At 66.0% G+C, this 13,518-nt stretch carries 12 protein-coding genes and 1 pseudogene; 6 read left to right on the top strand and 7 right to left on the bottom strand.

Annotated features, from left to right (window positions below; genetic code table 11):
* The first annotated feature begins 5 nt into the window (after nucleotides 1–5).
* Genes VGK32_23845 through nth form a run of 3 tightly spaced genes read left to right on the top strand, consistent with a single transcriptional unit; the run spans nucleotide 6 to nucleotide 1,993 of the window.
* Nucleotides 6–284: a hypothetical protein gene (locus tag VGK32_23845; protein HEY3384805.1), complete on the top strand. Its 279-nt coding sequence runs from the start codon at nucleotides 6–8 to the stop codon at nucleotides 282–284.
* Nucleotides 285–293: 9 nt separating this feature from the next.
* Complete coding sequence (locus VGK32_23840; protein ID HEY3384804.1) at nucleotides 294–1,268, top strand: D-glycerate dehydrogenase; 975 nt, start codon at nucleotides 294–296, stop codon at nucleotides 1,266–1,268.
* A gap of 44 nt (nucleotides 1,269–1,312) precedes the next feature.
* Nucleotides 1,313–1,993, top strand: coding sequence for an endonuclease III (nth, locus tag VGK32_23835; protein HEY3384803.1), 681 nt, complete (start codon nucleotides 1,313–1,315; stop codon nucleotides 1,991–1,993).
* Nucleotides 1,994–2,022: 29 nt separating this feature from the next.
* On the opposite strand, the gene VGK32_23830 is transcribed toward nth, so the two are convergent.
* From VGK32_23830 to VGK32_23810, 5 genes and pseudogenes are all read right to left on the bottom strand, one after another.
* Nucleotides 2,023–2,622 (bottom strand): DedA family protein, encoded by a 600-nt coding sequence (locus VGK32_23830; GenBank protein ID HEY3384802.1) that lies wholly within the window; start codon nucleotides 2,620–2,622, stop codon nucleotides 2,023–2,025.
* Nucleotides 2,619–3,902 carry an aminotransferase class I/II-fold pyridoxal phosphate-dependent enzyme gene (locus tag VGK32_23825; GenBank protein HEY3384801.1) on the bottom strand — a complete coding sequence of 428 codons (1,284 nt, stop codon included), beginning with the start codon at nucleotides 3,900–3,902 and terminating at the stop codon, nucleotides 2,619–2,621. The genes VGK32_23830 and VGK32_23825 overlap by 4 nt, the downstream gene beginning before the upstream one ends.
* Nucleotides 3,896–5,293, bottom strand: a complete 1,398-nt coding sequence (locus VGK32_23820) for a radical SAM protein (protein ID HEY3384800.1) — start codon at nucleotides 5,291–5,293, stop codon at nucleotides 3,896–3,898. Before VGK32_23820 ends, VGK32_23825 begins: the two co-directional genes overlap by 7 nt.
* A 301-nt stretch (nucleotides 5,294–5,594) precedes the next feature.
* On the bottom strand, nucleotides 5,595–6,575 hold the full coding sequence (locus tag VGK32_23815) for a DUF72 domain-containing protein (protein ID HEY3384799.1): 981 nt from the start codon (nucleotides 6,573–6,575) through the stop codon (nucleotides 5,595–5,597).
* Nucleotides 6,576–6,582: 7 nt separating this feature from the next.
* Nucleotides 6,583–6,873, bottom strand: a pseudogene (locus tag VGK32_23810) (ArsC/Spx/MgsR family protein).
* A gap of 211 nt (nucleotides 6,874–7,084) precedes the next feature.
* Between VGK32_23810 and VGK32_23805 the strand changes: the two are divergent.
* Genes VGK32_23805 through VGK32_23795 form a run of 3 tightly spaced genes read left to right on the top strand, consistent with a single transcriptional unit; the run spans nucleotide 7,085 to nucleotide 9,628 of the window.
* Nucleotides 7,085–7,726, top strand: coding sequence for a radical SAM protein (locus VGK32_23805; protein HEY3384798.1), 642 nt, complete (start codon nucleotides 7,085–7,087; stop codon nucleotides 7,724–7,726).
* A 3-nt stretch (nucleotides 7,727–7,729) separates the two neighbouring features.
* A complete protein-coding gene (gene queC, locus VGK32_23800; protein HEY3384797.1) occupies nucleotides 7,730–8,413 on the top strand; it encodes a 7-cyano-7-deazaguanine synthase QueC in 684 nt (227 codons plus the stop codon).
* A 21-nt stretch (nucleotides 8,414–8,434) separates the two neighbouring features.
* On the top strand, nucleotides 8,435–9,628 hold the full coding sequence (locus VGK32_23795; protein ID HEY3384796.1) for a DHHA1 domain-containing protein: 1,194 nt from the start codon (nucleotides 8,435–8,437) through the stop codon (nucleotides 9,626–9,628).
* A 15-nt stretch (nucleotides 9,629–9,643) separates the two neighbouring features.
* Here VGK32_23795 and VGK32_23790 read toward each other — a convergent pair whose 3' ends face one another.
* Nucleotides 9,644–11,908 carry a DUF5916 domain-containing protein gene (locus VGK32_23790; protein HEY3384795.1) on the bottom strand — a complete coding sequence of 755 codons (2,265 nt, stop codon included), beginning with the start codon at nucleotides 11,906–11,908 and terminating at the stop codon, nucleotides 9,644–9,646.
* 127 nt (nucleotides 11,909–12,035) lie between these two features.
* On the bottom strand, nucleotides 12,036–13,518 hold a 1,483-nt coding region (gene dacB / locus VGK32_23785; protein HEY3384794.1), incomplete at its 5' end, for a D-alanyl-D-alanine carboxypeptidase/D-alanyl-D-alanine-endopeptidase.

The raw sequence follows: 13,518 nt of genomic DNA, 5'->3' as shown, positions 1-13,518 counted from the left end.
GCGCGATGGGATTCGTGCTCCGATTCCTCCTCCTCTTCATTCTCCTGATGCTCGTGGGACGCGCCTTCTGGCGCCTCGTCTCGAGCATCATCGACGGTGCCACACCGCCGCACTCGAGGGGACGATCGACCGGGCCGCCCGATCGTGGAGTGGCGATGGTTCGGGATCCGGTGTGCGGCACGTTCCTGCCGCCGGCCAATGCCGTCGCGTTGACCGAGCGTGGCGGCGCCGTGCGATACTTCTGCTCCGAGAAGTGCCGAGAGGCCTACAAGGCCCGGACGTGAGATCGACCCATGTCCACATTTCCTGTCCTGCTCACTCGACGTGTCCCTTCATCCGTGCTCTCACGGCTGGAAGCGGCATGCGAGGTGGACCTGTACACCGGCGAACAGGCCATCTCGCGTGACGAACTGCTCGCGCGGCTGCCGGGCAAGCTCGGGTTGCTGTGCCTGCTGACCGACCGGATCGATCGCGAGGTCATCGAGAGAGGACGCGATCTCCGCATCGTCGCCAATATCGCAGTCGGCTACGACAACATCGACGTGGCGGCCGCCACGGCACGCGGGATCGCGGTGACGAACACCCCTGACGTGCTCACCGAGGCGACCGCCGAGTTCGCGTGGGCTCTGATCCTGAGTGTCACGCGCCGTGTGGCCGAGGGTGATCGCCTGGTGCGGCGTGGGGCATGGCAGGGCTGGGCGCTCGACTTCATGCTCGGGACGGAACTGCGCGGAAAATGCCTCGGCATCGTCGGCATGGGCCGGATCGGCGCCGCCGTGGCGTCGCGCGCGGCGGCCTTCGGCATGAGCGTCGTCTATCATTCGCTCGAAGGCCAAACGCCGCCCGCCACGCGGAGCCCAATGCCCCAGCCCCCGATGCAGGCCGTGACACTCGACGAGTTGCTCGCCTCGGCGGATGTTGTGTCGGTCCACGTGCCGCTGACTCCTGTGACACGGCACCTGATCGACCGTCACGCGCTGACGCGCATGAAGCGGTCGGCTTATCTGATCAACACCGCACGCGGTCCCGTCGTCGACGAGGAGGCACTCGCGTGGGCGCTCGGTGAGCGGCTGATTGCGGGCGCCGCGCTCGACGTCTACGAGCGCGAACCGCAGGTCCATCCGGATCTGCTGGCCCTGGAGAACGTGGTGCTGGCACCGCATCTCGGAAGCGCGACGACCGAGACGCGCACTGCGATGGCCGACCTTGCCGTGAGCAACGTGCTGGCGGTCTTGGGCGGGGCTGAACCGCTGACGCCGGTGCGGTGACAGAATGCGGGGAAACGCCCCCCCGCAGACTGGATCGAGGCATCATGGCTACACACGCCCTTCCGATCCCCCAGGTCATGCGGGCCCTCGCTCGTGCGATCGAAGACCACGAGCTGCCGGCGATCGAGAAGATCGCGGAAGCGCGGCAGCGACACGCCTTCCATGTGCTCGTCAGCACGCTCCTGTCGGCGCGAACGCAGGATGCCACGACGCACGCTGCGTCCGAGCGGTTGTTCGCGGTGGCGGACGCGCCGGATAGCATGGCGCGGCTGGCGATCTCGCGGATCGAGAAGCTGATCTACCCGGTGAGCTTCTACCGGAACAAGGCCCGGCACCTCCGGGAGACCTGCCGGCTGTTGCTGGAGCGCTTCGCGGGGCGCGTGCCACCGACGATGGAGGAGTTGCTGACGCTGCCTGGCGTCGGCCGCAAGACGGCCAATCTGGTCCTGATTCTCGCCTTCAACAGTCGGGACAACATCTGCGTGGACACGCACGTGCACCGCATCTCCAACCGTCTCGGCTGGGTGAAGACGCGGACGCCGGAGCAGACCGAGCAGGCGCTCTACCGGGTCGCGGATCGCCGCTGGTGGGCCGACATCAACCTGTATCTCGTGACCTGGGGTCAGAACGTGTGCCGGCCGATCCGGCCGCGCTGTGGTGCCTGCGTCATCAGCCGGTGGTGCCCCTCGCGGGAGGAGGGAGGAAGAACCAAGAAGGAAGGATGAAGGAGGAAGGAGGAAGGATGAAGGAGGCCTCATCGTTCTCCGTTTCCCGTTTCCTGTCTGGCACTGCCCGTATTCTTGTCTTCGAGTTCCGTTGACATCCTGCCCAGCCATCGGAAGAACAGGATCATCGTCACGGCGGGCACAACCACAGCCCACCAGCCTTTGAGGCCAATCCAGGCCATTGCGGACGGGCCTCCCCATGCAACCACCGACATGATCGACCCAGCCCAGCAGAACGCGCTGATGAGGTTCAGCGTCGTGAACTTCAGGCGGGGCACGCCGCCGTATGCGCACGCGGCGGGAATGGCGACGCGCAGACCCGGGAGGAACCGGCAGCCGAGCGTCATCATCGTCGAGTGTCTCTGGACGCGCGCAACGACCGCGCGTTGATGGCGGGCGATTCGAGGGAAGCGTTCGAGCCAGCGGTGCAGCCGGCCGCGAAGCGCGTAATACCAGAATTGATCGCCAACCGAGCCGCCAAGCGCGCCGGCGACGAGCACTCCAAGCGGGTGGAGTTCGCCCTTCCCGACGAGCACGCTCGCTGTCACGAAGATCACCTCGCCCTCGAGAATGGCGGCGATGAACACGACGATGTACGCCAGACCGCCGGGCCAGTGCGCCGGGTTCACGACGCCTCCGTCTTGGAAGGCATGGCCGCGGGGGCGATCGGCGCACCGCGGGCGATCGCCCGTCTGACGACCTTTGTCACTCGACGCAGCTGGCGGTCGGTCAGTGAGGCGTACACGGGCACCTGGATTGCCTGAGCGGCGCGGTCCGCACCAGGCGCGGCCACGCGCTCCCGCTCGAACAGGTCCAGTCGCGTGCAGACATCGACGTGCAAGGTTTCGACATCCACCCCGCGACGAATGCAGTGGCGCACCAGACCATCGCGGGCCGGCCCGTAGAGGCAGTACTGGTAATAGACGTGCGTTCGATCGGCCGGCTCGGCCGGCACCTGCACGCCCGGGATATCGCCGAGGGCCGCATTCATGACGCGCGCGTGCGACCGTGTCTCCGCGGTCCACTGGTCGAGGTGATCGAGGCTTGCCAGGGCGAGCGTCGCCTGCACGTTGCTCATGCGCTCGGTGTAATCCTCGGGAAGTGGATCGAGCGATTGGATCTTCTCCCAGAGGTACAGATCCGGCTGGGCATTCGTGCAGCTGGCAGCCCACAGAATCGGGAACCCCGTGAACGTGAACACCCGAGGTCGCGTGAACATCCGCTGCAGGCGGCCGACGAGCAACTTGTTCGAGATCCGTTTCTCGTCCGGCCACGGCAGCGCATCGACCTGCGCCCGCACCCTGCGCGCCACATCGGCATCACGCACGACCGCCATGCCGCCGCCGTAGGCATTCAGCGGCTTGAGCGTTTGGAAGCTGAAGAAAGCTCCGTCACCAAACGTTCCCACCAACCGGCCGCGATAGGTGGCTCCGAGGGCGTGCGCGCAGTCCTCGACGACCAGCAGGTCGTGACGCCCGGCGATGTCGAGGATCGCGTCCATGTCGCAGGGCAGGCCGTACAGGTGCGTCGGCACGATGACCCGCGTCCGATCGGTGATGGCGCGTTCGAGCGCCACAGGATCCACGCAGAAGGTCGTGGGATCGACGTCGGCGAACCGGACGGTCAGCCCGGCCACGCGGGCGAGTTCCGGCACGCCCCAGAAGGTGAGGGCTGGACAGATGATCTCGGAGCCGGCAGGCAGTTGGAGGGCCTTCAGGATGAAGTAGAATGCCATCCTGCCGTACGAAGAGGCGATGGCGTGACCCGCGCCAATTCGTCTCGCGAATACCTCCTCGAAGGCGGCCACCTGCGGGCCCTGGGTGAACTCGCCTCGCTTTCGGCAAGCCGCAATAATCTGCTCGGTCGTCGGGTGGACCCTGGGGCCGTACCGGGAGATCGCCGTCAACATGTCACCGGTCTCATGATCTCGGCCTCTCTCCGCTGGATTCTCATCGAGACCCGACGATCCAATCGACCAACCCAGTTTCTCACCCCCCGGTTGTGCACCTTGAAGAGGTTCGCCAGGTACGACGGCCGCATGTAGAAGTGCGTATAGGCGGCGCCGAGCAGGAACATCAGCTCCTCCGAGCTGAGGTTCGGATGGGTGAACGTCGGCGTGAAACCGTCGAACTTCTCCCAGTCGGGTTCCACCACGAGCGGTTGCATCTGCTTGAACAGTGGCGTGCCGGGGTACGGCGTGAGCAGTTTGAACTGCGCGAAGGTTGGTCCGAGCTCGGTCGCGAAATCAATCGTGGCCGCAATCGACTGCCAGTCGTCGCTCGGGAATCCAAGCACGAAGAACGCCGCCGTGACGATGCCCAGCTCGCGGCAGTGTTCGAGGACCCTACGCTGATGCTCGAGAGGAATGGGCCGGCGCCCCACCTTCTTGAGCGTCTGCGGCGACACCGACTCCACGCCGAAGCTCATCGCCCGCATCCCGGCCGCGTGCAGCTGCTTGAGGATGTCGAAATCGAGCCGATCGAGCCGCGTCTCGCACTCGAAGTGGAACCGCAGGCCGCGCGCCCGGATCTCGTCACACAACTCGAGGATCCGCTCGCGCAGCTCGGAGAACAGCGAATCCCGGAAGATGATGTACGGCCGGCGCGACTGGTCGCACATTGCGGCAATTTCGTCCACGACGTTGCCCACCGACCGCGTACGATAGCCGGCCAGGATCCGGTGCGGGCAGTAGGTGCAGAACTCCGGGCACCCGCGGCTCGCCAGCAGCGGGAAGGTTGCGCCGAGTGGCCGATGTGGAAACCGGATGCCAAAGCCGCGCTTCACCTCTCCCCTCGCCAGCAAATCCCATCGCGGGAACGGCAGCGAGTCGAGGTCCATGATTGCCTCGCTCTTGCAGAGGCCGTCGAGTCGTTCCCCCTGTGCGAGCCTGGCAATGCCGGCCTCGGGTTCGCCGTCGAGGATGAAGTCCGCGTGGTCGGCGAACAACTGGGGCATCTTCGACGCGGTCAGGCCCACGAAACCAACCCGAACGCCGCGCGCCCGCATTGCGTCCGCCCACGTCGTCTCCTGCCGGTAGTCCACGAGCGACGACAAGACGATGGCGAGGTCGCCGTCTTTCAGTTCACTCCGCGTCGACACCACTTCGTGTCCCCAGCGGGCGAAGATGGCAGCCACGTAGGCCATGTGGACGCTGGGCGTGTCGTGGTACTGGCTCTTGAAGCGATGCACCCACTTCGTCGTCTTCGAGAAGGGCGTGAACCGGGAGCCATAGCCCCCGGCGACGGTATCCTTCGAGACGAATCCGACCTTGCCTTTCAAGTCCGCCAGAACGACTCGCATGCACCCCTCTGCGCGCGTAGCGCGCTCGACACAGAACCCCTGACACCCGGGGAACAGCAATCACCTTGATCCAACAGATGCGAAACAGCGATCGAGGAGGGAATGACAGGCTGTCGCGCCGTTGGGACCCAACCGTCGGAGAGCCTGCAATTTGCGGCCAGATTCGGAAGCCGGAACGCGCCGGCGCACCGATTCGCCACCAACCCGGATCGCCGGCACTCTGGATAGTACCCCACCGGGTGTGAACCTGACAATTGGCCGTCACGGCACATTTGGTCGAATGCCAGAATACGCAAACTCCTCAGCGGAACAGGAAATCGTCGCCAGGAACCCTCACAAGTTCGGCCACATCGGGGTACGCGCGCACGAACCGGTCCTGGAATTCGCCCTCGACCTGCATGCCGAGTTGGTGCTTCAAGGTGACCGCGTTCACGACCGCCTTGGCGGCAAAGTGATTGTTCAAATACAGGTAGGCCTTACGCACCTCTGGACGGACCAGCGCGACCACCTCGGCGATCGGCCGCAGTTCCTCGGGAGAGTACAGGTAATTGTAGCGATCCTCCGGCGCGTCGGGTTTCCACCACTGCTCAGCATTTCGGCCGTGCAGCCTCATGTAGTAGAAACGGCTGATGTTGGGCATGAGGGTCTGGCGAATCGAGAACCGGAACTTCGGCTCGTCAATCTGCACCCACGCGGCGTCGAACTCGTCGAGCAGCGCGAGCGTGTCTGCTTCGGCGTCACTCCACGACCGATGACGCAACTCGACGGCGACGGGATACTCCCTGAAGGCACGCAGCAGCCCGCGCAGGTACTCGCTGGCTTCCGGGGTTCTGCGAAACGAGGGAGGAAACTGGAGGAGGAGCACGCCCAGCTTGCCGCCATCTGCCAGCGGTTCGATTCCGGCCTTGAACTCGTCAACATCCTCCGGAGTCGGATGCGGAAGTTCCTGGCGGGCGGCGGTTGCTGGCGGCGACGATGGGCCGCGGCCGATGGGGGTGACGTGCGAGAACTTCTGGTGGAGCTTGACCGAGAACTCGAACTCGCGCGGCGTCTCCCGCAACCACCGGGCCGTCACGGCGGCGACGGGCGGCCGGTAGAACGTGGCGTTCACCTCGACAGTGTCGAAGTGCTCGGCGTAGTAGCGAAGCTCGTCCCCCGCGCGAAAGCCTCGCTCGCCGCGCACCGGGTAGAAGATGCCGTTCCAGGTGCCCCGCCCGGACGGATAACTCCAGCCCGACGTGCCGATTCGGACGGCACCCGCACTCGCGATCTGGTCGGTCACGGGCCGGTCACCTGAACAGCTGCTGGTATTCGTCCTTGTCGAACCCGAAGACCACTCGCGGCCCTTTGATCAGAATGGGGCGCTTGATCAGGTTCGGCTGCTCGACCATCAGGTCAATCGCCTGTTTCTTGGAGGTTGGCAGCGGCCGATCCTTCAAGGCCGGGCTTCTCTTGCTCACGAAGTCCATGAACCGCTGCGCATCCACGTGCTGCTCGAGAAACGCGCGCGGCGGCGGTTCCCGGTTGATGTCCCTGAACTCCACGTCCACGCCGAGTTGCTCCAGAAAACTTCTGGCGTTGCGGCACGTCGTTCATGTCGGCTTGCAGTAGAACACCGGTTTGGCCATGGGCACCTCGAGGCAATTATAGCGCCCGCCAGACCGCACGCAGAGCACGTCGAACCGGGCCGCACCACAGACGCGCACTCCGGAGTTTCAGCGAACCCAGTGGTGATCAATCAGGAGACGGCGCAGCCACCGTGATGGCGCGGGTGGACTACAATACCTGTGAATGCTGACGGTCAACGAGCTTTTCCATTCAATCCAGGGAGAGTCGAGCTACGCGGGCCTGCCGTGCACCTTCGTCCGCCTGGCGGCGTGCGACCTCCGCTGTTCGTGGTGCGATACCGCCTACGCGTTTCACGAGGGCCGTAAGACCACGGTGGACGAGGTGGTGGCCGAGGTCGATCGGCTGGGATGCCGGCTCGTCGAGGTGACGGGCGGCGAACCACTGCTGCAGCCCGACGCAATCGTGCTGTTGGAGCGGCTCGTCAAGGCCGGCCGCATCGTGTTGCTCGAAACGGGCGGGCACCGGAGCCTCGCCACCGTGCCGCCCGGCGTCATCACCATCATGGACGTCAAGTGCCCGGGCAGCGGCGAGTGCGACCGGACCGACTGGACGAACATCGCCCTGCTCCGGCCGCACGACGAGGTGAAGTTCGTCATCCGTGATCGCGGGGACTACGACTACGCCCGGGAGGTTCTCGAACGGCACACCCTCGCCGACCGTGTGGCGGGCGTGTTGTTCTCGCCAGTCCACGGCGTCCTCGACCCGAAGGCGCTGGCCGAATGGGTCCTCGCGGATCGTCTGCCGGTTCGCGTGCAGCTGCAGGTGCACAAGTTCATCTGGGGAGCCGACGCGCGCGGGGTGTGAAGGATGACTCGACCACGAGCCGTGGTGCTTCTGAGCGGCGGTCTCGACTCGGCGACCGCGGCGGCCGTCGCCCATCGTGACGGCTTCGAAGTCTGCGCGCTGACGATCTCCTACGGCCAGAGGCATGCGCGCGAGGTGCAGGCGGCGCGGGCCGTGGCCCGGGCGCTTGGCGTCGTGAGGCACATCGAGCTGAAGGTCGATCTCTCCGCGTTCGGCGGATCGGCGCTCACGGCGGCCATGGACGTTCCCAAGGACCGCGCGCTCGACTCGTCCGACATTCCGCCGACGTACGTGCCGGCCCGCAACACGGTGTTCCTGTCGCTGGCACTGGCCTGGGTCGAGGCGCTCGATGCGCGCGACATTTTCATCGGCGTGAACGCGCTCGACTATTCCGGCTATCCAGACTGCAGGCCCGAGTTCATTCATGCGTTCGAGGCGGTCGCCAACGTCGCGACGAAAGCCGGCGTCGAGGGCGCGCGATTTGCCGTCCACGCGCCGCTCATCACACTGACCAAGGCCGAGATCATCCGCCTGGGCCTGTCTCTCGGCGTGGACTACGGCTTGACGCACAGCTGCTACGACCCGGCTCCCGATGGCCGTCCGTGCGGCCACTGCGACAGTTGCCTCCTTCGCGCAAAGGGCTTCGCCGAGGCCGGCGTCGCCGACCCAGCCTTGAGCCGGCACTGAGCTGGCCACGACACACTGCATATGACCGACCGCCTCTACTACACCGATCCCTACCGCACCGAGTTCGATGCCGCCGTTCTCGAGGCGATGAGCGTCGGCGGCAAGCCTGCCGTCGTGCTCGACACGACCGCGTTCTACCCGACATCAGGTGGTCAGCCGTTCGATACAGGCTCGCTTGGTCCCGCGCGAGTGCTCGATGTGGTCGAGTCGGACGCCGGCCAGGTCGTGCACGTGCTCGACCGCGAACTTGCTGCGGGCGATCGCGTGCATGGCCTCGTGAACTGGGACCGGCGCTTCGATCACATGCAGCAGCACACCGGTCAGCACATCCTGTCGGCCGCGTTCGACCGGCTTCACAAGGCTCGCACCGTGGGATTCCATCTCGGTGCAGTCGTGTCGACCATTGATCTTGCCGTCGAGCTTTCGCCGCAGGCCATCGCCGAGGCGGAGACCGAGTCGAACCGGCTCGTGTTCGAGGACCGTCCGGTTGCGATCCGGTTCGTGAGCGGCTCGGAAGCCGCCGCGCTGCCGCTCCGCAAGGAATCCGAGCGGACCGGTACGCTGCGCATCATCGACGTGTCCGACTACGACCTGTCTGCGTGCGGCGGAACCCACGTGGCGCGGACCGGGGCAGTCGGTTTGATTGCCGTTTTGTCCTCCGAGCGCGTCCGTGGCGGCACGAGAGTCGAATTCGCCTGCGGCCACCGCGCGCTCCGCGCGTTCCGGACCTTCCACGAGGCGGTCGCCGCGTGCATCCATCACCTGTCGGTCGCGCCGGATGAACTCCCGGCCGCGATCGAGCGGCTGCAGGCCGAGAGCAAGGACCACCGCAAGGCCATCAGGGGCCTGCAGGAGCGCCTCGCGGAGTTCGAGGCGGCGGCGCTGGCGGACGCCGCGGAGGACGTTGGCGGGTCACGGCACGTCATCCAGGCCGTCGAAGGACAAGACCAGAACGGCCTGAAGGCGATGGCACTGGCCATCTGCGGCAGGCCGGGATACCAGGTTGCGCTGTTCTCGACGACCACGCCCACTGTCGCGGTGCTGGCCCGGTCGACGGATCGCCCGATGGACGCGGGTGCGTTGCTGCGCGCCCTCACCGCGCAGTTCGGCGGACGTGGCGGTGGGAAGCCGGAGCTCGCGCAGGGGGGCGGACTTGCAGGGCCGCTCGGCGACATCCTGCGGGCTGCCCGGGAGGCAATGCTGGCGGCGAAGTAGGGCGGCCGGCCGCGCCTACAACACCCAGGCGTACCCCAGCTTGATGAAGAATGTCCTGTCCTGCCGCCGCAGGTCGATGCCTGCCAGGGCGGCCGAGTTGTCCGAGTATCCGAGGAACAACACGGTCTGCGGATTCAGCTTGTACGAGAAGAGGAACTGCGAGAACAGCTGGCGGGTTCGGCGCTCGACCTCGATGCGATACAGCGCCGGATCGCGCGCGATGTCGGTGTACTGGACAATCACCCGGACGAAGGTCCTCACGTTCAGGTGGTAGATCGCCTTCAGTTGCACGAGGTTCGCGCGGTAGAGCCTGCCGCCATCGACCGACAGCTGATCGAGATCGTACTGAAGCCGAAGATTGATCCGGGTCGCGGGGCGGTACTCGACTGCGGGCGAGAGTTGCAGCGCCTGGCGGGCGGGGCGCCCATTGGCGAAGTCCACGCCGCCGCCGAATCGCCCGGTCAACTGAGCGCTCGTGTTTCCGGTGGGCTTGATACCCGCTGCGAAATTCGGCCGCAAGTACTCGTAGCGCACACCCTGGTACACCACGACGTCCTTCGGCATGTTGAACTGCGCCTGGGTCTGAAACGGACCGGTGTACGCGATGAACGCCGCCACGGTCTGGTCGGTCAGCGTCCAGGCGGAATCGGTCGTTCGCCAGCCCCGTATGCCCACGTCGATGGTGTTGAACCACGCGCCCGCGTCGCGCCACCACCGCCGTTGCGCCTGCCCGAACACGTTGCGGTAGTCCACCCTCGGTACGAAGCCGGTGTCGCTGCGGAAGCCCCGGTCGTAGGACTCGAAGTTGGCGAACACCTGGTAGGAGCGCGTGACCCGCTGATAGTCCGCCCAGATGCCGTTTCCGCCAAACGGCTGCCGGGACTGGCTATGAGCGGACGCGACCTCGTCCGGGTACTGCGTTTCGGTTCGCAGGAACTGCAGATGGATCGAATCGGACGGCGTCGGCCGCCAGAACGCGTCGGCGCCCAACTGCCGATTGTGGTAGCCGGCCCCCTCACGCACGGCGAACATGGTGCCGATTGTCGACGTGGTGCCGATGTCGCGTCGATATCGCCCCACCACGGTCGTCACATCGTCGTCGATCGAGGTGCTATCCGTGCCCTGGTTCGCCGGGAACAGCACGCTGTTCACGCGGTCACGCGTGACGAAGAGCCCGACGGCGTTGGCTCCTTGCTTGCCCGTCAGCTTCGCGCCGAAGTAGGGATCGGCCACTGTCCGGGTGAACACGGCCTGGATCGGCGTCGTGAAGAAGTCCACGCCCTCGAGGAAGAACGGGCGCTTCTCCGGGTAGAACAAGGCGAACCGCTGGTTCACGTCGAGTTGAGCGACGTCCGCTTCCACCTGCGAGAAGTCGGGGTTGAGCGTTCCGCTGAACGTCATGTTCGGCGTCACGTTCCAGCGGACGGTGCCCCCGATATCCGCCTTGGAATCACCGCCGCTCAACGACGACGCGGAGGGATCCTCGCGTCGGTCGGTCCGGTGGAACGTGGCGGTGGGATCGATTTCGATGTTCCGGCCCTGGGACAGCTCGTCGAGGCCGGTGATCTTGCCTTCCTGGCAGAGCAGGCAGCCCTTGTTTCGGTCTCGAGGCTGCGACGTCAGCCGGTGCCTGACGTTGCGGGGCCAGGACCGGAAGGCCTCGAAGCCCCAGGTCTGCGGTCCCTGGCCGGCCGGGAACCGCAACTGTTTCAACGGCAGCGCCACCTCGACAATGTAACCGTCCCGGGTGATTCGGCCGGCGGACGCCCAGATCATGTCCCACGAGAAATCCTCGACGCCATCCTGCTCGCTGAAGATCGCGTCGGCCTGCACGCCCAGCGGGTTCATCCGGAACTGAAACGCGCGCCGTTCGTCGTTGAAGGTGTCGATCATCACGCCGACGTGGTCGTCCTGGATCAGCGTATTCACGTCGTCGCGGTCCATGAGGTGCGCGCGGATCTCCGAGGGGTTGGGATCAGCAGCCCGGAAAGCGATGTAGAGGTTCTTCCGGTCGAACGTGATGAGGCACTCCGTCTTGACCGGGGCCGGGATGTTGTCGCCGGGCGCCCACTCGTTGGACACCAGTACCACAGCAGCAGTCTTCCAGGCAGGCTCGTCCAGCACGCCGTCGATCCGGATCTCGGACGTCGCCCTCGGCACGGCCGTGGTCGTTCGGGCGGGGAGCGGGGCATCCGCCTGGCGCGGCTGAGAGAACCCCGCGGCCGCTGTCAGGACGATCAACCCGGCTGCCGAACCGATCCGCGCACACGTGGCGTTCATGGGTCCTCCGCCCAAGTTCTTCCCTGTGAATTCGGAAAGTTGCCGACCGAATGTATCTCCGGCCCGATCGTCAGGAGGGGACTATGACGATTAGACGGCATCCGGGGGCCGACGGTTCGTAGGCGCGCTACCGCCTCGTGAAGACGGCCAGCCGCTCGACCGCCAGGTCAGTGGCGGCGTAGATGGTTTCAGCCGGCACCGCGAAATTGTTGGCGATGATCGAGAAGGCCAGCGCCTCGCCGTCAGCCGTGGTCACGTAGCCCGATAACGCACGCACGTTGGCGATCGAGCCCGTCTTGGCCTTCACGTTGCCCGTGGCGCGCGACGCGATGAAGCGTCGTGCAATCGTGCCGTCCGTCCCCCCGATCGGCAGCGTCTCCATGAACGACTGACGATGCCGGGGATCGCGGTAGAGTTGGCGCAGGATCCGAACGATCGTCTCGGCGCAGACGTAGTTGTAGCGGGACAGGCCGGAGCCGTCGGCCAGCACGTACGCCTCAGGGGGCACGCCCCACGACTGCAACACCTCGCGCTCGACCTTCTGCCCAGCCTCGGTGCTGCCGACGCCGCTCTGGGCGCCCAGCGTCTTCACCAGCGTCTCCGCGTACAGATTCTGGCTGACCTTCATCAGGACGCGCGCGATCTCGCTGAGCGGAGGCGATCGATGTGCGACGAGCACGCGCCCCTCGCTCGGCGGCGCTGCTGGCGAGACCTCGACTGCGTCACCTTCGACGAGGATTTCCCTGGCAATCAGCGTCGAACGCAAGGTGCGCGCGAAATACAGTGCCGGCCTGTCCACGCTCGCAGCGCGCTTGGTCTCCTTCGCGGACAGCGGAAGATCGCCGGTGACCACGATCCGATCGGAACCGGGGAGACGGCGGATGTCGAGAGTGGTGTCGCCCGAGTCGGTCGTCCGCACGTGGTTCTCGATGACCAATCCGCTCTCCGGCGGCTCGATCTCGACGATGGCGGGGGCGCCAACGCTCCCACCCGGCCGGATCGCCACCTCGGCCACGTCCTCGTTGAACTGCAGCGCGCCCACAGGCGCGGCGTAACCAGAGCCGAGGTCGTCCCACGCCCATCCCGCGCCGAGGCCTTCGGGATCGAAGGCGCGCCCGTCGGCGACGATGCGTCCTGCGATCCGCGTCACACCGGCGGCCTTCAACTGATCGGCCCACCCGTCGAAGACGCGGGTCGCGGGTCCGCCGCGGCCGTTGAACGTCGGGTCTCCGCTCCCGACGACGATGAGATCGCCGTGGAGGACACCGTCTTCGATCGGACCCGACGCCACGAGTTTCGTCTCGAACGTGAAGTCCCAGCCCAGGCGTTCGACCGTCGTCGCCAACGTCACGATCTTCATGTTCGACGCCGGCATCATCAGCTTGGCGGCGTCTCGGGCGTACAGGACCTCATCGGAGTCGAGCGACTGTACCTTGATGCCCCAGAGGGACCGATCGAACTGTGCTGCCTGGAAGATCCGGTCGAGTTCGGCCTGGAGAACGGTGACTCGTGGCGCCGGCGCAGCCGTTCTGGTGCCGACCATTGCCGAAGGCGAGCCGGCGATCGGCAGTGCTGGCGAGGCAGTCGGCGCGACCGCGGGCCGTTTCGGT

This window comes from Vicinamibacterales bacterium (assembly GCA_036504215.1).
GTDB lineage: Bacteria > Acidobacteriota > Vicinamibacteria > Vicinamibacterales > Fen-181 > FEN-299.
The sequence above is the reverse complement of the archived record's forward strand: the minus strand, read 5'-3'. Positions and strand labels throughout refer to the sequence as shown.